Annotated in this window: 19 protein-coding genes and 1 pseudogene; 19 read left to right on the top strand and 1 reads right to left on the bottom strand. The window is 55.9% G+C overall.

Annotated elements, in window-relative coordinates; translation table 11 throughout:
- The first annotated feature begins 196 nt into the window (after window positions 1-196).
- Both ACTLLP_RS08580 and ACTLLP_RS08575 read left to right on the top strand, forming a co-directional pair.
- On the top strand, window positions 197-850 hold the full coding sequence (locus tag ACTLLP_RS08580) for a YkgJ family cysteine cluster protein (RefSeq protein ID WP_441061735.1): 654 nt from the start codon (window positions 197-199) through the stop codon (window positions 848-850).
- The gene (locus tag ACTLLP_RS08575) at window positions 847-1,125 is read left to right on the top strand and encodes an acylphosphatase (protein WP_441058903.1); all 279 of its coding nucleotides are present in this window, start codon (window positions 847-849) and stop codon (window positions 1,123-1,125) included. Before ACTLLP_RS08580 ends, ACTLLP_RS08575 begins: the two co-directional genes overlap by 4 nt.
- Here ACTLLP_RS08575 and ACTLLP_RS08570 read toward each other — a convergent pair.
- Window positions 1,109-1,687, bottom strand: a complete 579-nt coding sequence (locus ACTLLP_RS08570; RefSeq protein WP_441058901.1) for an MFS transporter — start codon at window positions 1,685-1,687, stop codon at window positions 1,109-1,111. The genes ACTLLP_RS08575 and ACTLLP_RS08570 overlap by 17 nt on opposite strands.
- Window positions 1,688-1,764: 77 nt before the next feature.
- Here ACTLLP_RS08570 and ACTLLP_RS08565 point away from each other — a divergent pair, with 77 nt between their 5' ends.
- The 17 genes and pseudogenes from ACTLLP_RS08565 (at window position 1,765) to ACTLLP_RS08485 (ending at window position 18,160) form a co-directional block, all read left to right on the top strand.
- Window positions 1,765-2,820: a hypothetical protein gene (locus tag ACTLLP_RS08565; RefSeq protein WP_441058899.1), complete on the top strand. Its 1,056-nt coding sequence runs from the start codon at window positions 1,765-1,767 to the stop codon at window positions 2,818-2,820.
- Between the two features lie 15 nt (window positions 2,821-2,835).
- Window positions 2,836-3,660, top strand: a complete 825-nt coding sequence (locus ACTLLP_RS08560; RefSeq protein ID WP_441058897.1) for an MBL fold metallo-hydrolase — start codon at window positions 2,836-2,838, stop codon at window positions 3,658-3,660.
- Entirely contained in the window at window positions 3,660-5,393 is a 1,734-nt protein-coding gene (gene polX / locus ACTLLP_RS08555; protein ID WP_441058895.1) for a DNA polymerase/3'-5' exonuclease PolX, read from the top strand. Before ACTLLP_RS08560 ends, polX begins: the two co-directional genes overlap by 1 nt.
- A 6-nt stretch (window positions 5,394-5,399) precedes the next feature.
- Complete coding sequence (locus ACTLLP_RS08550; RefSeq protein ID WP_441058893.1) at window positions 5,400-5,984, top strand: DUF6657 family protein; 585 nt, start codon at window positions 5,400-5,402, stop codon at window positions 5,982-5,984.
- 37 nt (window positions 5,985-6,021) lie between these two features.
- The gene (locus ACTLLP_RS08545) at window positions 6,022-6,633 is read left to right on the top strand and encodes a DUF502 domain-containing protein (protein WP_441058891.1); all 612 of its coding nucleotides are present in this window, start codon (window positions 6,022-6,024) and stop codon (window positions 6,631-6,633) included.
- The gene (locus ACTLLP_RS08540) at window positions 6,614-7,675 is read left to right on the top strand and encodes an MFS transporter (protein WP_441058889.1); all 1,062 of its coding nucleotides are present in this window, start codon (window positions 6,614-6,616) and stop codon (window positions 7,673-7,675) included. Before ACTLLP_RS08545 ends, ACTLLP_RS08540 begins: the two co-directional genes overlap by 20 nt.
- A gap of 83 nt (window positions 7,676-7,758) precedes the next feature.
- Window positions 7,759-9,210: a nickel-dependent hydrogenase large subunit gene (locus ACTLLP_RS08535; protein ID WP_441058887.1), complete on the top strand. Its 1,452-nt coding sequence runs from the start codon at window positions 7,759-7,761 to the stop codon at window positions 9,208-9,210.
- A gap of 116 nt (window positions 9,211-9,326) precedes the next feature.
- Window positions 9,327-9,683 (top strand): hypothetical protein, encoded by a 357-nt coding sequence (locus tag ACTLLP_RS08530; RefSeq protein ID WP_441058885.1) that lies wholly within the window; start codon window positions 9,327-9,329, stop codon window positions 9,681-9,683.
- Between the two features lie 253 nt (window positions 9,684-9,936).
- Entirely contained in the window at window positions 9,937-10,443 is a 507-nt protein-coding gene (locus ACTLLP_RS08525) for a DUF3842 family protein (protein ID WP_441058883.1), read from the top strand.
- Window positions 10,444-10,496: 53 nt separating this feature from the next.
- A pseudogene (locus tag ACTLLP_RS08520) lies at window positions 10,497-10,898 on the top strand (hydrogenase iron-sulfur subunit); the annotation flags it as partial.
- Between the two features lie 6 nt (window positions 10,899-10,904).
- A complete protein-coding gene (locus tag ACTLLP_RS08515) occupies window positions 10,905-11,318 on the top strand; it encodes an NADH-ubiquinone oxidoreductase-F iron-sulfur binding region domain-containing protein (RefSeq protein ID WP_441061732.1) in 414 nt (137 codons plus the stop codon).
- Between the two features lie 11 nt (window positions 11,319-11,329).
- Window positions 11,330-13,084, top strand: coding sequence for an NADH-dependent [FeFe] hydrogenase, group A6 (locus ACTLLP_RS08510; RefSeq protein WP_441058881.1), 1,755 nt, complete (start codon window positions 11,330-11,332; stop codon window positions 13,082-13,084).
- A gap of 14 nt (window positions 13,085-13,098) precedes the next feature.
- On the top strand, window positions 13,099-13,347 hold the full coding sequence (locus ACTLLP_RS08505) for an NADH-ubiquinone oxidoreductase-F iron-sulfur binding region domain-containing protein (RefSeq protein ID WP_441058879.1): 249 nt from the start codon (window positions 13,099-13,101) through the stop codon (window positions 13,345-13,347).
- 18 nt (window positions 13,348-13,365) lie between these two features.
- Entirely contained in the window at window positions 13,366-15,102 is a 1,737-nt protein-coding gene (locus ACTLLP_RS08500; RefSeq protein WP_441058877.1) for an NADH-dependent [FeFe] hydrogenase, group A6, read from the top strand.
- A 365-nt stretch (window positions 15,103-15,467) separates the two neighbouring features.
- On the top strand, window positions 15,468-15,602 hold the full coding sequence (locus ACTLLP_RS08495) for a hypothetical protein (protein WP_441058875.1): 135 nt from the start codon (window positions 15,468-15,470) through the stop codon (window positions 15,600-15,602).
- Window positions 15,603-16,028: 426 nt separating this feature from the next.
- A complete protein-coding gene (locus ACTLLP_RS08490; protein ID WP_441058873.1) occupies window positions 16,029-16,838 on the top strand; it encodes a sugar phosphate isomerase/epimerase family protein in 810 nt (269 codons plus the stop codon).
- Complete coding sequence (locus tag ACTLLP_RS08485) at window positions 16,829-18,160, top strand: ABC transporter substrate-binding protein (protein ID WP_441058871.1); 1,332 nt, start codon at window positions 16,829-16,831, stop codon at window positions 18,158-18,160. Before ACTLLP_RS08490 ends, ACTLLP_RS08485 begins: the two co-directional genes overlap by 10 nt.
- Window positions 18,161-18,164 lie beyond the last annotated feature (4 nt).

Below are 18,164 nucleotides of genomic sequence, written 5' to 3'. Positions count from 1 at the left end.
CTGCGCTCGGCTCCCGAAAGCTACTTTATTTAATTATATAACAATTGAAAGCCAGGGAAAGGTTTTTTCCTGCTAACGGGGCTTAGAGCTCCGGCTTTTGCTTTTCTAGATAACTCTGTCTTAGCGCGCTGGAGGGATCTTTCTGCCTTAATTGTTAAGCGGTATACTGATGCCTAGGAGGGGTGCCATATTGAGGGTGAAGGTAGTGCCAGAGCATTTCCCCCAGGGGCTGGGATTCAGGGTGCAGGTGACCTCAGCACAAGCCACGGTGGAGGATTTAATGGTGGCTTTGGATTCAGCCTGGAGGCGCCACCCCTTTACCCGGGTGCGTCGGCCGGGTCATAAAGATTGCCGGGGCTGCGACGCTTGTTGCGCGGAGCGAGCTCCGCTCACCAATTTGGATTGCCGTAACCTTATGCTTTACCTGGAGCTCAGGGACCTAGATACCTTGGTCAAGCGCTATCTCACGGTGGAAGTGCGGGGGCCGGTAGTCGATATCACCCTGCGACGCCGGCGCGATGGGCGTTGCGTTTTTCTGGACCGCCAATCCCGGCTGTGCCGGGTGTACTCTGCGCGTCCTTTTGTTTGCCGGACTTTTTTCTGTTGCCCGGCCGCGCCTTCTTTTTGGGCTCTCCGCCAGGCGATTGTCAACCAGGGTGAGGATGAATTGGTGCGGTGGTGGTGGAGTTCTTCGCGGCGGGTGCATAGCTCGCACCACCCCCAGCTGCGAAAGAAAGACTGGCCGCCTACTCTTTTCGCTAGGAAGACCTCTTATCACCAGTTGCGACTACGCGATCTTTCTCCCCGGAGTCTGTGGAGTGCTATTTATAGCGGAGGTGGGGCTTCTTGAAGCTGATCCGAGCGCACGTGATCGTGCATGGCAAGGTGCAGGGAGTTTATTTCCGCGCTTCCACGCTGGAGAAGGCGCGGGAAGAAGGTCTTACCGGGTGGGTGCGTAATCGCCCCGATGGCACGGTGGAAGCGGTGCTGGAGGGGGAGGAGGATAGGGTGCAGCGGTTGGTGGCGTGGTGCCACGAGGGGCCTCCATGGGCTCAGGTAGAGCGGGTGGAAGTTAGTTGGGGGGTTTGGCGGGGCGAGTTCACTGATTTTACGATCCGCCACTAGCTTCTTCGGAGTGCCGGGGTTCGGGAACAAAGGTTAGGAGGACTATGCCAGCCAGCAGCAGGGTGCCAGCTGCTAGGAAGGTGCAACGAAATCCCAGGTGCTCGGCGATGAACCCGCCGAAAGAGGGGCCGATGATCCACCCGATGAACCAGGTGCGGTCGTAAACGCCCATGGCCCAGCCGCGCTTGGCGGGTGGAGCGAGATCGGCCACCAGGGCCGAAGCTGCGGTGCCCAGGGCGGCCCAGGCGCCTCCCTCCAGCGCTTGGATCAAGAAAGCGATGCCCACCTGTCGCATGGAGGCGTAACCCAGAAAGATGGCTAGAAAACCTATCATGGCTCCTAAGATCACCGGTTTGCGGCCGTAGCGGTCGGCCAGGCGGCCCAGGTAGGGACCGGAGAGAGCTCCGGTGGCGGCCCCCGTAGTGTAGATCAAGCCGATTTCTCCGGTTGAGGCCCCTAAATGGGAGAAGTAAAGGGCCAGCACTGAGTACACCATACCGGAGCAAATCATGACCGGAAGCACGGCCAGAGAGAATAAGTAGAGATGGCGATGGGGAGACAAAATTTTCACCTCCTAGTGCGGCTAAGCTAAATTCTAACACCAAAACAGATGCAAAGCAGGCTTGGAGGAAAGAGTCAATGCGAGGCTCCTTATGGTTTTACCGGCTTTACGACGTGGCTCAGGACATAGATCTGGTCCGGGCCGAGAACATCCTGGCGCTCCACAAACCGGTGTCCCGGATGCGGCTAGCCAAGGTGCGGCCCCGGGCGTTGGAGATTAAAAACCCTCCTCTGACGGTGGAACTGGCGGGAACCGAGGTGGAGCTCGACGAGCAGTCGTATCGGGTTACCGCCAGCGCTCGACTGTACGATTTCGGAGTTCTCAGCATACTGCTCAAGCTGGAGCTCCCGCCCGATATGAGCTATCAGCGTTTGCAGTCGCTGGCGGCGGCAGCCATCGAGGCTTCGGCCCTTTCCTCTTGGTTCGCCGCCTATCGGGACGAGTTGCTGGCTCAACTTCGTCCGGCGCTTACCGGCGAGGGCTTTTCCGGCTTCGTGGAGGACTTTCTCATCTTTTTCTTCCAGGATTGGCCTGCCGGCTGGGATCCGGTGCCCCTCTTGTTAGGGGAAAAGGAACCGGTCAGCTCTGCCATGCGGCAGGAAGTGCTGCGGAACTCCTTTTCCTATACTACCGACCAGATTATTGTTACGTGGGACGCGGCTTTCATCCATGACCCTTCCAACTCCAGCGATGTGGCCGATCTGCTGGAGTTTGCCAACGCGCAGCTTCTGGAGCTCCGCTATTACGATAGCGTGCTTGACCGGGAACTAGCGGCCATGTATGATGCATTAGAAGAAGCGGGTAGGGGCGGTTACCGGCGGTTGAGGCAGTACCGCGGCATTATGCGGCGCCTGATGGAGTTGATGGTAGAGATCACCGAAGTAACTGCGCGAGTGGAGAACGCGCTAAAGGTGACGCAAGACATTTACTACCTGCGAGTTTACACAGCGGCTCTGAAGATTTTTCGGGTAGAAGAATGGCTGGAGAGCATCAACCGCAAGATCCAGGTGGTGGAGCGCAATTATTCTTTGCTGAGCGACGAGATTATCACCCATCGATTCATGGTTATCGATATAGCTATCGTCTTGCTTATCGCTTTCGAGATTATCATCTGGCTTTTCACTTTAAAGTAAAGAGAGGGGAAGCGGATGCGGGTTACGGTGCTGGTGGAAAATAGCGTGGGTAAGCCTCTGGGGCTTATCGGTGAACATGGGCTCAGCTTCTGGGTGGAACACGAGGGTCATAGTTTGCTTTTCGATGCTGGACAGCGGGGGGCGGTGGTGAGCAACGCGCAGTTCCTGGGAGTGAATTTGAGCGCTGCCGAAGCTGTGGTGTTGAGCCACGGGCATTACGATCATACCGGTGGTTTACGGGCAGCGCTGGAGCGGATCGGTCGTCGCTCACCCGTTTACGCTCACCCGGACGTTTTTAGTTCGCATCGGGTTTCTTCTCCTGTGGACCGTTATATAGGGATTCCTTACCGCCGGGAAGAGCTGGAGGCCGCCGGAGCGGAGTTTCACTGGGTTCGGGAGCCTCTGGAGCTCTTCCCCGGTCTGTGGCTTAGCGGCGAGGTCCCGCGGCGTACGGACTTCGAGCGAGGCGACGAGCGGATGTACGTGTTGCAGGGAGGGAAAAGAATTCCCGATCCCCTGGCCGACGATTTGAGCCTGTTCGTCTGTACCCCCGGGGGGCTGGTGATATTGCTGGGTTGCGCTCACGCCGGGGTGGTGAACATTATCGAGCACGCTCGGGAAGTCACGGGGGTGAGCAAGGTGGCGGCCGTTGTTGGAGGGACCCACCTGGGTCCGGTGGGGCTGGAGCAGTTGGAGAACACTATCAAATATCTCATGGAACTGGATCTAGATCTATTAGCGGCTAATCACTGCACCGGTTTGCCGGTGGCAGCCCGTCTGAAAGGGATTTTTGGAGCTCGCTTCCGTTTTGCCATCACCGGCGAGGTGCTGGAGTTATAATGCGTAACGCTGAGGTATGTGCCATTTTCCGTCAATTGGCAGCTATCATGGAGATCTTGGGCGAAGACCCTTACCGTATTCGAGCTTACCAACGCGCCGTCCAAAATATCGAAAACCTGCCGGAGGATATCGCGGACATTGCCGCTCGGGGGGAACTCACCAAGATCCCCGGTATTGGCAAAGAATTGGCTCGGAAGATCGAGGAAATCTTAGCTACTGGCACCTTGCAGAAATACGAGGAATTGAAGCAGAAAGTGCCGCCGGGGCTGGTGGATATTCTCCAAGTTCCTGGAATCGGCCCTAAAACCGCCAAGCTTTTGCATCAGCAGCTGGGCATTAAAAGTCTGGCAGAATTAGAGCAGCTGGCCCGGGAAGGGAAGCTTAAAGGCTTACCGGGTATCGGTGCCAAGACCGAAGAAAACATACGGCGAGGTATCGCCCTTTTGCGAGCTGTGGAGGAGCGGCGGCCGCTGGGGTTGGTTCTTCCCTTGGCTCGCTCGGTGGTAGATTGGCTGCGCCAGAACACGCCAGCGGAGAGGGTGGATGTGGCTGGCAGCATCCGCCGCTTCAAAGAGACGGTGGGCGATGTGGACATTCTGGCTGCCAGCCGGCGGCCGGAGGCGGTCATCAACGCTTTTACCGGTATGCCTTTGGTGGCCGAAGTGTTGGCTCAGGGTCCTACCAAGGCTAGCGTTCGCACTGGTGACGGCCTACAGATCGATCTGCGGGTGGTCTCTCCGGAAAGTTACGGGGCGGCCCTTTGTTACTTTACCGGGTCCAAGGCGCATAATATCCGGGTGCGAGAACTGGCCGTTAGGCAAGGTTTGAAGGTGAACGAGTACGGGGTTTTCCGAGGGGAGGAGCGGATAGCGGGGCTAACTGAGGAGGAGGTTTACGTCGCGGTTGGGCTTCCCTACATTCCCCCTGAGATAAGGGAGGATTGGGGGGAAATCGAGGCAGCGCTGGAAGGAAGGTTGCCGGAGCTGGTAAAGCTCAGCGACATCAAGGGAGACTTTCACGTCCACTCGCGCTACAGTGATGGAGCGTCCACTCTGGAGGAAATAGCGGATAAAGCTCGAGCTCTGGGGCTGCAATGGGTGGCGGTTTGCGATCATTCTCCCTCCCTGAAGGTGGCTGGGGGGCTGGACGTGCCCACCCTGTGGAAGAAGCGCGAAGCTGTGGCTCGCCTTAACGCCCAGAGCTCGGGAGTTAAGCTTTTGTGCGGCACCGAGGTAGATATTCTCGCTGATGGCACCCTGGACTATGCCGACGAGGTGCTGGCCCAGCTCGACGTGGTAGTGGCGGCTATCCATATGGGATTCAAGCAGAGCCGGCAGGCCCAGACACAGCGCTTGCTGGCTGCCATTCGTAATCCTCACGTCCACGCTATCGCTCACCCTACGGGGCGTCTATTGGGGGAGCGCGAGCCTTATGAGCTCGACCTGGAACAGATCTTCGCCGAGGCCGCCCGCACCGGCACCTGGATGGAGATCAACGCTTACTACAAGCGTCTGGATCTCAACGACGTCAACGCCCGAGCTGCAGCCGCTCAGGGAGTGCGATTTGTCATCGGGACCGATGCCCACCTCCTGGAGCAGATGGAATTCATGGAGTTAGGCGTGGGGGTGGCCCGGCGCGCCTGGCTCACGCGGGAACAAGTAATCAATACCCTGAGTTATGATGAATTAATCGAGCGCCTGCGGGCTAAAAAGAAAGGTAAATGGGAGGGTTAAATCAGCATGGATAAAAAAATAAAAACGGCTTTAGAAAAGGCCATGGAGAGAGTGGCCCAACTCAATTTAGAAGGGGTGGACACCGAAAGTCTGGATTACGTGCCTCAGGGCCGGGCGCTGGCGGCCAGGTTTTTACAGGAGAAAGACTTTGATTTGCTCCAGGCTCTTAGAGCTTACACTGGCACAGCGGCTCGCTACGTCCGCCAAGGGGTAGAGGAAACCTTGTTGCAAAACCTTCAACTTCCCAGGAACGAAGCGGCGCAGCACACTAACCGCCGGGTCATGGAGGGGTTATTGCTGTTGAAAGAAAGTCAGGCCACCTTGCGCCATCTTTTTAAGGAACTGGACTACTTGTTCAGTTATTACGCTCAGGCCCGGGATCACGCTTACCGCAACTTCAAGGAGAACTTTGCGGCCCGGCTGGCCAACGCTCAGAACGCCATGGAGCGCCAGCTGGGGGTGAGAGTAAAAATAGAGCCAGAACAGCACCCGCTTTTTCAAGAAGAATGGTTGCGTTTGGAGGGGGAGTTGAACTCCCAATACGAAAACATTCTCGCTGAGCAGAAGAAGAAAATAAAAGAGCTCCGCTAGGAGGTGAAGAGGCGGTATAGGTCATCCGCCCTGAATTATGCAGCGTAACCTGCGCAACTATTTGCTCACCGGATTGGCCGTTCTTCTGCCGGGCGCGGCTACCGTTTTTGTTTTATGGAAGCTTTTTTCTTTTATAGATAGTTTTGCTGGCAAGCTGGTGAGTTATTTTACCCCTTACCATATTCCCGGTATTGGGGTGGTCATTAGCATCCTGGTCATTTTGCTGGTAGGAATGCTAGCCACCAACGTTATCGGTCGGCGTCTACTGGCTTACTGGGAGGCCTTGGTCTTTCGCATTCCTCTGGTGAATACGGTTTACAGGACCGCTAAGGAGATAGTGGACACTTTCAGCGAGGAGCGCAAGCAGGTATTCCGGCAGGTAGTGCTGGTGGAATTCCCCCGGCGGGGCAGTTGGGCCATAGGCTTCGTGGTGGGGGAGGCCGGTAATTGTTTAAGCCAGGTGGCGGAAGAGGAGATGGTCAAGGTGTTAATACCTCACGTGCCGCTGCCGGTTTCTGGGTTTCTCATCCTGGTGCCCAGGAAAGAGGTTATAGCTTTGGATCTCTCGCCGGAGGAGGCGATACGCCTCCTGGTTTCCACCGGTATAATTGAGCCGTCCAAACAACGGGGTGATAATAACGCCTCCTAGCCTTCTGGGTTTTCTCCTCTACCTGGCAACCGAAGCCTCACGCGTGTTTATCCCTTTGCTCACCGTGGAACTGGGGGGTAACGCTTTAGGAGTAGGGTTAGTGGGCGGGGCTTACGGCCTGGCTTATTTTATCGCTGCCTTTTGGTTCGGCCGTCAAGCCGATCTTAAAGGGCGCCTGCGTTTTGTGCGCCTGGGCCTGGCCCTCAGCGCTCTAGGTTTTGCTGCTCAAATGCTGGCCGGCAGCGTTATAGCTCTGGCCTGGCTGCGGGCAATGGTTGGCTTTGCTCTGGGGGTGGTGACCGGGGCGTTGCTGGTTATGGCCTACGAGAATCGGGGAAGCATAGGCCGCTATAGCGCCTGGTGCGCTGCCGGGTGGATCGCCGGCTCCTTCCTGGCTGCACTGCTACGCAACTATCAGCTTATCTTTCTTCTCAGCGCTTTGGTGTGTTGGCTGGCTTTTTGCCTTAGTTGGCGTCTGGAGGAAAAATTTTTACTGGGGAAAGTGAGCCACCCTTCTTTCTGGGAGGTGCTTGTGCGCCACCACCGCGTTTATCTTCCTTTCTTTTTGCGCCACTTGGGTGCCTCTTCGGTCTGGATTATCTTTCCTTTGTATCTCCAGCAGTTGGGGGCAAGCAAGTTCTGGATAGGTATGGCGGTCATGACTAATTACTTGGGCCAGTCATTGTTAATGGGAGTGGTGGAAAGAGGCGATGGGTATCGCCTGTTTCGCGCCGGCATGGGATTGTCAGTGCTGGTGTTTCTTCTCTATCCCTGCCTGAAGATCTTTTACCAGGTTTACCCGGTGCAGCTCTTGCTGGCGGCGGCGTGGTCCACTATGTACATAGGTGCGCTTTCCGTGCTTTTGCGCCAGGGAGAAGGCCGGGGCACTGCAGCTGGAGTGTTAGTGGGCATCATCAACCTTTGCGGAGCTCTGGGGCCTTTGCTGGGTGGTGTATTGGCCTATTACTGGGGTTACGCTGCGGTAATGGTAGGGGCGGCTTTGTTGAGCCTGGCCGGGCTGTGCTGGTCTTGGAACACTTGATTATAACAAAAAATTATTTGACTATTAATTTAACGTTATACTATGCTGGTGCTAAAGAAATAGCGGGTAGGGGGAAGGGGAAAGTGGCTACGAAGGTCATCGTTGACCCCATGACCCGGATTGAGGGCCACCTCAGGATCGAAGTGGAGGTGGCGAACGGCAAGGTGGTAAACGCCTGGTCTTCGGGAACCCTCTTCCGGGGGATCGAGATCATCATGAAAGGGCGGGATCCTCGCGATGCCCAGCACATTACCCAGAGGATCTGTGGGGTATGCCCGCTCTCACACGGTGTAGCTTCGGTCCTATGCCTCGACGATGCATTCCAGGCGAAAGTCCCTCCCAATGGGCGCATCATTCGCAATCTTATTCAAGCCTCTAACTGGTTGCAGTCGCATATCCTGCATTTCTACACTCTGGCCGCTCTAGACTACGTCAAAGGTCCGGACACCCCTCCTTTTGTTCCTCGTTATGGGGGGGAGGGTGATTACCGGCTGCCGCCCAAGGTCAACCAGGAGATGGTTCAGCATTACCTGGAAGCGCTTAACGCCCGGCGCCGCGCGCATGAACTGCTGGCTGTTCTGGGGGCCAAAGCCCCCCACCCTATGGTGTTTGTCCCAGGTGGGGCTACCCAGCCGGTGACCGAGGCCGACATAGCCGAGTGCCGCAAGTATTTGCAGGAGCTCATCCAGTTTATCGACGGCATTTATGTCCCAGACGTAAAGACGGTGGCCGAGTATTACAGCGATTACTGGGACATAGGCCGGGGTTGCGGTAACATGTTGGCTTACGGTGGTTTTCCCCAGGCGGACGGGGAGGCGGGCCGGCGCGATCTCTTTATCCGGCCCGGCGTTTACATCAACGGCCAGTTCGGAACTTTTGACCCCAACCGAATAGTGGAGGATGTGAAATATTCCTGGTACGCTAACGACACTTCTGGCCTCCCTCCCGCCCGGGGTGAAACGGTTCCTCAGCCGCGCAAGGCGGGAGCTTATTCTTGGATCAAAGCTCCTCGTTACCAAGGGCATCCCATGGAAGTGGGGCCGCTAGCCCGCTCCTGGGTCAATAAAGTCCCTGAGATTTATTCCTTGGGGGAGAAGGCCTTTTCTGTGCTGGGAAGACATTATTCCAGAGCTCTAGAATGCAGCCGGGTGGCCCACGCTATGCTGGAATGGGTGGGGCAACTCAAACCAGGAGAGCCTGTTTATTACCCGGCGCAGGTGCCATCGGAAGGGCACGGCATGGGCCTTACCGAAGCCTCGCGAGGAGCGCTGGGGCACTGGATTGAAATTAAGAACCACTTGGTGGCCAATTACCAGGCGGTGGTGCCTACCACCTGGAACGCTAGCCCCCGGGACGACCGGGGTCAACTCGGCCCCATCGAGCAGGCTTTGATGGGCACTCCGGTGAAGGACCCGCGAAACCCTATTGAGCCCGTTCGGGTGGTGCGTTCTTTTGATCCCTGTCTGGCTTGCGCTATTCATTTGCTGGACCTGCGGAAACATTCGCGTCGTACCGCGCGTTTCCGCGTCTTATAAAGCTGTTATCCCCCCTTGTTTTTGCTAAGGCCGGGTTCTGCCCGGCTGGTTTTTTTTCTTTCCGGGATCTTACCGAGGTGGTACACTTAAAGAAAAGGGAGAAAGAGGCGGTGGCGATGGCTTTGACGCTGAAAGAGGCGTTTACCACCTTTATGTTCGGTGAGCGGGTGAAGGGAGCTCTGCTCATGGCCACGGCGCTTTTGGAGCAGGTGCAGCAGCCGGAACTGGGCGAAGGGGGGCGCAAATTTTATCGTCTCTTTCTAGAGCGGGTGCAGCAGGAGGCGCAATTCGCCTACGAGGTAACTGGTCACCCTAAGTTCAAAGAAGCTGGGACGCGGCTGCGCGAGGTGATCTGGGAACTTCACTTGGGGCGTCCAGGGGAAGCAGCTTGCCGGCTGGGTGAAGCCGTGAGTTTGGTAACCACAGCGCTGTCGCAGCCGGGAGCACGGTTGCAGGAGGAGGGGCTGTTGTGAGCGAAATTTTTGCTCGGTGGAGGAGGATTTTGCGTTGTCCCGGCGAATAGGTAATTAGTGTAGTCAAGGAGCCGCGAAGGTTCCGCCAAGTATCTCCAAAGAGGTCGCCGGATTGAGGTTGCCGCCACAGCTATAAATTTTCAGGAGCGGCTACGAAGGCCAGCCAGAAAAGTCCGTCGAAGCGGGCCAGGTAGCCGTTTTCTTTTGCCTCGGAAGGCAAATCTTTCAAGTTTGGTTTTGAGGGGGAACAAGTATGTTGCGGGTAGCGGTAATTGACGGTCAGGGGGGGGGTATAGGCAGGGTGATCGTAGAGAAGCTACGCAAAGCCCTGCCCAAAGAAGAGGTAGAGATAATCGCTCTGGGTACTAATGCCATTGCCACAGCGGAGATGCTGCGGGCGGGCGCGAACGACGGAGCTAGCGGCGAGAATGCTTTGGTGTTTAATGTGGAGCGGGTGGATGTAGTGCTTGGTACCATCGCTTCGGTTATTGCTCACAGCATGTTGGGTGAGTTTACTCCGCGAATGGCCGAAGCGGTGGCTCGGAGTTCGGCCAAGAAAATACTCCTCCATTTAAATCGCGCCAACGTGGAGATAGTTGGAGCCTCAACCGAACCTTTGCCCCACCTGATCGACATGATGATAAACCAGGTGGCAGAAGAACTTCGCCAGCGGAAAGGGGTAGAGACCAAAGACAATCCTGCGAGCGAGACTTGGCGTCCCGGTTTTTCTCTTTCCCGCCGTCGTCTAGCCGAAAGCTGAGCCTTCTTTCTTTTACCGAATAAAACCTCGGTGTTCAAAAACATCAGAAAGGAGTGAGGTTCTTGTCTTCTTTTGAGCCCCGCATTATTGGGTTTCTATGCAACTGGTGTAGTTACGCCGGTGCCGATCTGGCCGGTGTATCCCGGGTGCAATATCCACCCAACATCCGCATCATACGGGTGATGTGCTCTGGGCGGGTGGATCCCCGCTTTGTCCTGAAGGCCCTTTTCTCCGGCGCCGATGGAGTGCTGGTAGCCGGTTGTCACCCGGGTGACTGCCACTACGTTAAGGGGAATTATTACGCTCATCGCCGGTTTAATCTCACTAAACGCCTGGTAGAGCTCTTCGGCATCGAGCCGGAGCGGGTACGGCTGGAGTGGATTTCGGCAGCCGAAGGAGCGCGTTTTGGCGCGGTGGTGACGGAGTTCACTGAGCAGATTCGCGCTTTGGGTCCCATTCAGGTGGACGAGATCCCTCCCGATTGGGACGAGTTGGGTAAGGCGGCTTCGGTGCTGGGTTCGGCGGGCAAAGTCTTCTTGGACGATTCCGTTTCGGTGGTGGATATCGTCAAGTATTTTATGGAGTACGTGCAGGCTGAGTCCTGCGCCGAATGCCGTCCCTGTCCCATCGGCACCAAGTACCTGCTTGACGTGTTAAACCTTATGGGCAACGGCGGAGAGGCGCCCAACGACGCGGTGATCCAGGAAGTGGCTCGCACCCTGAAGCAGGGCTCTAAGTGCGGTCTTGGTCGGGTGGCGGGTCTGGTTACGGAGAAGCTATGGCAGCGTTTCCAAGACGAGTTGAAAGCTTACCAGGAAGGCCAGCGGCCTAAAACGGTCGCTCCCAATCCCGGTTGGCAGACCATTGTTGGATAGGAGGGGGAAAAGTGGCTGAAGTCACCTTGACTATTGACGGTATTGAGGTAACTGTACCCAAAGATATTAGTATTCTCAAAGCGGCCCAGAAAGTAGGAATAAAGATCCCTACTTTGTGCTACCTGGAAGGCATTAATGCGGTGGGGGCTTGCCGCATCTGCGTGGTGGAAGTGGAAGGCCGCGAAGAACTGGTTACCTCCTGTAACACGCCGGTGGAGGAAGGCATGGTGGTGCGCACCAACACCCCGGCGGTGCGAGAGTCGCGGCGCATGACTCTGGAGCTCATTCTAGCCAATCACCCCATGGAATGCCCCACCTGTCCCCGCAACGGTAACTGCGAGCTCCAGAACCTGGCGGCGCAGTTTAATATTCGCGGTCTCCGGCTGCCAGCGCTGCCCCGCGAAGAACTTCCGTTAGACACCTCCACGGTGGCCATTATCCGCGACCCCAATAAGTGCATCGTCTGCCGGCGCTGCGAGAGTGTATGCGGTATCATCCAGACGGTGGGGGCTATCGCTCTGCAGGGCAAGGGGTTTACTGCTACGGTGGCTCCCGTGGGAGGTCGCTATCTCGATCAGACCAATTGCGTGCAGTGCGGGCAGTGCGCCCTGGTCTGCCCGGTGGGCGCCATTTACGAGCGGGACGACACCGACAAGGTCTGGGCGGCCCTGGCTGATCCCAACAAGCACGTGGTGGTGCAGACGGCTCCGGCGGTGCACGTGACCATCGGTGAGATGTTCGGTATGCCGGTGGGGACGGACGCCACCGGGAAGATAGTGGCGGCCTTGCGGCGCTTGGGTTTCGACGCCATCTTCGACACCAACTTCGCTGCCGACCTCACCATCATGGAAGAGGGTTCGGAGCTCCTGGAGAGGATTCAGAAGGGCGGGGTGTTGCCGCAGTTCACTTCCTGCTCGCCGGGCTGGATCAAGTTCCTGGAGCATTTTTACCCCGAGCTCATCCCCCACATCTCCAGCTGCAAGTCCCCCCAGCAGATGTTTGGTGCGGTGGTGAAGACTTTCTATGCCCAGCTCAAGGGGATTAACCCTGCCAATATCGTCTCGGTCTCCATCATGCCCTGCACGGCCAAGAAGTTCGAGGCTGCTCGTCCGGAAATGAACGCTTCCGGTTACCGGGACGTGGACATCGTGCTGACCTCCAGGGAGCTGGGGCGGATGATCAGGGAAGCTGGTTTGGACTTTGCCAACCTGCCTGACGAAAATTATGACGATCCCTTCGGCATCGGCACCGGTGCGGGTCAGATCTTCGGCGCTACCGGCGGCGTGATGGAGGCGGCTTTGCGGACGGCCTACGAACTCGCCACCGGCAAGACGCTACCCAAGCTGGACTTTACCGAAGTGCGCGGTATGAAAGGCATCAAGGAGGCGGCGGTGGATCTTAACGGCACCACAATTAGAGTGTTGGTGGCTCACGGTCTGGGCAACGCGCGGATGCTGATGGAGAAGCTCAAGGCTGGGGAACTCAAGGACTACCACTTCATCGAAGTGATGACCTGTCCGGGTGGCTGTATTGGTGGCGGGGGCCAGCCCATTCCCACCACCACGGAGATAAGGGAGCAGCGGATAGCGGGTATTTACGAACGGGACAAGAAACTGCCCTACCGCAAGTCGCATGAAAACCCCGACATTAAAAAGCTTTACGAGGAGTTCCTGGGCCGGCCACTCAGTCATAAGTCGCACGAACTGCTACATACACACTACACACCCCGGTTAAGTTGGCAGGCTCTTAAAGCTGGAACCAAATAAAGGAGGGGGAGAGTATGGCTTCGTCTCAGGTAGCGGTGGACTTCGTGACGCTGGCGCGGGAGGAGTGCTGCGGGGAGTGTTTGCCGGGATTCAATGGGATGTTGCAGGTTACCGGGCTGGTACAGAAATTGGCGGAAGGCACGGCCACGGTGGAAGAGAAGGCTCTGCTGCGCCAAACTCTGGACGTGATGGCTAGCGCGGCTAAGTGCAAGATGGGGCGGTTAAGCGCTCGCTTTCTGCGCCTGTTGCTTTGCGAAGCGTAAAGGATGGGGGGAGTTTTAATGGTTAGTCTGATTATTGACGGTCGTAAGGTTGAGGTACCGCGGGGTTCCACCATCCTGGAGGCGGCCAAAAAAGTGCAGGTAAATATTCCCACTCTTTGTTATCTTAAGGACATCGGTCACGATGTGGGAGCCTGTCGCATTTGTATTGTGGAGGTGGAGGGGCAGCGCGACTTCGTGACTGCCTGTAACACGCCGGTGGAGGAGGGCATGGTGGTGCGCACCAACACCCCGGCGGTGCGAGAAGCGCGGCGCACCACCTTGGAGCTCATTCTAGCCAACCACCCCATGGAATGCCCCACCTGTCCCCGCAACGGCAACTGCGAGCTCCAGAACCTGGCGGCGCAGTTCAACATCCGGGAAGTCCGCTTTCCCAGAATTCGGCGCGAATTCCCCGTTGATGATTCTTCGGTGGGCATTATCCGCGACCCCAATAAGTGCATCGTCTGCCGGCGCTGCGTGACTGTCTGCGAGCAGGTACAGACGGTGGGAGTGTACGAGCTCCAGAGGGTGGACGGGCAAGCCATTGTAGGGATCAAGGGAAACGTTCCCCTAGCCGAGACCAATTGCGTGCAGTGCGGGCAGTGCGCCCTGGTCTGCCCGGTGGGCGCCATTTACGAGCGGGACGACACCGACAAGGTCTGGGCGGCCCTGGCTGATCCCAACAAGCACGTGGTGGTGCAGACGGCTCCGGCGGTGCACGTGACCATCGGTGAGATGTTCGGTATGCCGGTGGGGACGGACGCCACCGGGAAGATAGTGGCGGCCTTGCGGCGCCTGGGTTTCGACGCCATTTTCGACACCAACTTTTCTGCCGACCTCACCATCATGGAAGAGGGTTCGGAGCTCCTGGAGAGGATTCAGAAGGGCGGGGTGTTGCCGCAGTTCACTTCCTGCTCGCCGGGCTGGATCAAGTTCCTGGAGCATTTTTACCCCGAGCTCATCCCCCACATCTCCAGCTGCAAGTCCCCCCAGCAGATGCTAGGCCCCATAACCAAAACCTATTACGCTCAGAAGAAGGGCCTTGATCCCAAGGACGTCTTCATGGTTTCCATCATGCCCTGCACGGCCAAGAAGTTCGAGGCTGCTCGTCCGGAAATGAAGGCTTCCGGTTACCAGGACGTGGATGTGGTGCTGACCTCGCGCGAACTCGGCCGGATGATCAAGGTGGCTGGTTTGGACTTTGCCAACCTGCCTGACGAAAATTATGACGATCCCTTCGGCACCGGCACCGGTGCGGGTCAGATCTTCGGCGCTACCGGCGGCGTGATGGAGGCGGCTTTGCGGACGGCCTACGAACTCGCCACCGGCAAGACGCTACCCAAGCTGGACTTTACCGAAGTGCGCGGTATGAAAGGCATCAAGGAGGCGGCGGTGGATCTTAACGGCACCACAGTTAGAGTGTTGGTGGCTCACGGTCTGGGCAACGCGCGGATGCTGATGGAGAAGCTCAAGGCTGGGGAGCTCAAGGACTATCACTTCATCGAGGTGATGACCTGTCCGGGTGGCTGTATTGGTGGCGGGGGCCAGCCCATTCCCACCACCACGGAGATAAGGGAGCAGCGGATAGCGGGTATTTACGAACGGGACAAGAAACTGCCCTACCGCAAGTCGCACGAAAACCCCGACATCAAGAAGATCTACCAGGACTTCCTGGAGAAACCGCTCAGTCACAAATCACACGAGCTCCTGCATACCAAGTACACCCCGCGCGGGCTCATGCCCAAGAAAAGCTAAGTTTTTCGCGAACTCAGCGGCGGTATCCTTTGGGGATACCGCTTTTTTTTCTTGTGCCGAGCTCACCCTGCTGCGTCCGACCCTATCCAGGCTCCCCACGGCCGTTGAGTAGAGCAAATCTTGGCGGATAGAAGAAGATCGGACATTTTCCGGTTCAGGGCAACCCTTTGTGTGCGGAAGTGAGAAAAAGAAATGCTCTTGCGACCCTCGGGAAATGCTCTGGATCTTCTTCGCCTTTTGCCCTGGATTCTGTCCTGGGCACTGTCCGACATGGACTTCGGACGACGGACGTTACGGCTGATCTAGCGTCAGCACTAACCTCTAAACGCCTTCTGGCGCATCGGCAGGGGAAAACAATAGAACTGGTGACGCTTGGCTTCTTCGCTGCCCGCTTCGTGGTAACCGTTGTCCTGAGGTCGCCCTTCCTCAAAGTCTACAATGCCGTGCTGGTCGGCACCATCCTGGAGGTGCTGTTCTGGTCCCGCTCCGCCCCCCCTTAAATACCGTAATCACAAACGCATACTAGGCGATCAGCTGATCGCCTAGTATGCCGTCCTTGGACTGGCAAGTACATCGTTTTCTACGTCTTAATTTAAGATTAATCAGTATTTAACTCGAATGTAACATTTCTATTGTATGATCTCAATTGGCAAGCAAAGTGGGAGGGAGGAAACGATAAATTGCAGGTGGCATAAATCCTTATGGATCACCCTGTTAGTAACAATTAATACAGCTGGCGCTTGTGCAAGTGCCTAATATGCTTTCCTGGCCTAGTTTTCAGGGTGGTAATAGGTGAAGGTCGAACAGCTGAGAATTACCGCCATCAATGCTGTATTGGGCGGGTGCCAGAGTTCGGAGGAAGCATTGCCAGAGACTGTAGCGAAAATTAGTAGTCTTTTGAGGTAATAGAAGGGGAGGTAACGGTCGTGTTCCCATTAAATAAGCGTATTTTTGTCAGTACATTGGTCCTGGTACAACCCGAAGAGCGCGAGGCTTTAATAGCTCAGGGAACTGGTATTGAGATCTTTGCTGAGGGGCCTGAGTGGCAGGATTTTAATAATGGAATTAATTATACAAAAGAATATCTCCGCAACCATAAAGGTCCGCGCAGCCTTCATGCTCCCTTTTTTGATCTAAACCTGGCTTCAGAATACTCCTCTATTCGTGAACTAACCCTGAAAATACTACAACACACTATAGAAAGCGCGCCTGAGCTGGAATGTGAGTATGTGGTTATCCATCCCCATAATTATAGCAGCCATATGTTTAACCGCGCCCGGGCCTCCCAGCGAGTAAAAGAAGCTCTTGACTTGCTGGCAAGGAAAGCCCAGCAGGCTGGTGTGAAGCTGGCGGTAGAAAATGTAGGTTATGGGCCTACTCAATTGTATGATTCCCAGGAGTTTGTAAGCCTGATTTATGAAATTGATGGAATTGTAGCCCTGTTGGATGTTGGGCACGCTTACCTTAATGGTTGGGATATCCCCCGCGTTATAGGGCAACTGGGAGAAAGACTGGTAGCTTTGCACCTCCACGATAACCGGGGACAAGCCGATGAGCACCTGCCGCTAGGCATGGGCAAGATTAATTTCCAACCTGTATGGGATGCTCTAAGCCGCAGTCCTGCGAAACCGGCTTTGGTTTTGGAGTATTACCAAGTTCCTCTACCGGAGGTGTTAACGGGGATCAATTATCTGCAAAGAATTTTTGGCAAGGGGGAAAAGAGACAATGTCCTTAAACTGGCGCCAAATTTTAAGTTCTACTCTGTTGGTTACTATCCTGATGAGTAGCCTGGTAACCGGTTGCGGGACCGGCACCAAAGTATCCGGGAGCAACGGTACCGGTACCGGAGCAAAGGTAACAACAATTGAATACTGGCACGTCAACTCGGAGAATTTCGGCGGGCAGACCGTCCGCGATCTGGTGCAGAAGTTTAACGAGCAGCACCCGGACATTAAAGTGGTTGAAAAGTTTCAACCCAATATGTACCTTGGACTAATGCAAAATTTACAAGCTGCCATAGCGGCGGGGCACCCGCCAGCAGTAGCTCAAATAGGGTACAATTTTTTGGATTATGCGACTGCCAACTTGCCCCACCTACCGGTGGAGGAGGCCGCTAAAAAAGATCCTGAAGGACAAGCTTTTCTAAGTAACTTCTCGCCTAACATCCTAGATCTGGGCCGGGTTAACGGCAAACTTGAAGGTATGCCCTATTCCATCAGCAACCCTGTCCTCTATTATAACGCCGACATTTTTAAAGCAGCTGGCCTGGACCCGCAAAATCCACCCAAAACCTGGGCTGAAGTAAGGGATATGGCCAGGACAATCAAAGAGAAAACCGGCAACTACGGCCTTTATGTGCAGGAGCCTGCCGATAACTGGGCTCAGCAAGCCATGATGGAATCTAATGGCGCTCAGATACTGACCAGAACGGGTGCCAAGGTCAGGGCTACTTTTGATAGTCCCGAGGCCATTGAAGCTTACCAGTTACTGGCGGACATGGTTTTAAAAGATAAGACAGCTCTGCACGCTACTTGGGAGGAAGGCACCCAGGCCTTTGTTACGGGGAAAGTAGGAATGTATATTACGACTATTGCCAAGAGAAATTATATTGAAACTTCCAGTAAGTTTAAGGTTTTAACGGCTCCTTTCCCAACCTTCGGTAATAAACCGCGCCGAGTTCCTGCTGGAGGTAATGCCCTGTTTATATTTGCTAAAAATCCTGATCAGCAAAAGGCTGCCTGGGAATTCATTAAGTACCTGGAATCCCCTGAGGCTCTAACCACCTGGACCAAAGGCACCGGCTATCTTCCACCCCGGCAAGATGTAACCGACGATCCCAGGTACCTGAAACCTTTTATGGATCATAATCCGTTAATGAAGCCAGCAGTAGCCCAGCTCCCCGACGCTGTGCCCTGGGTAAGTTTTCCGGGCAATAACGGTCTTCAGGCCGAACAGGTCCTTCTAGATGCCAGGGACGCCATCCTCGGCGGTCGCCAGCCGGCAGCGGAAGCCCTGAAGGAAGCTGCAGCTAAGGTAAATAAATTAATCGGCAATTAAGGTG

Source organism: Desulfothermobacter acidiphilus (genome assembly GCF_052073645.1).
Lineage (GTDB): Bacteria > Bacillota > Desulfotomaculia > Desulfotomaculales > Ammonificaceae > Desulfothermobacter > Desulfothermobacter acidiphilus.
Note: the sequence above shows the minus strand (reverse complement) of the source record. Positions and strands in the feature narration are given on the sequence as shown.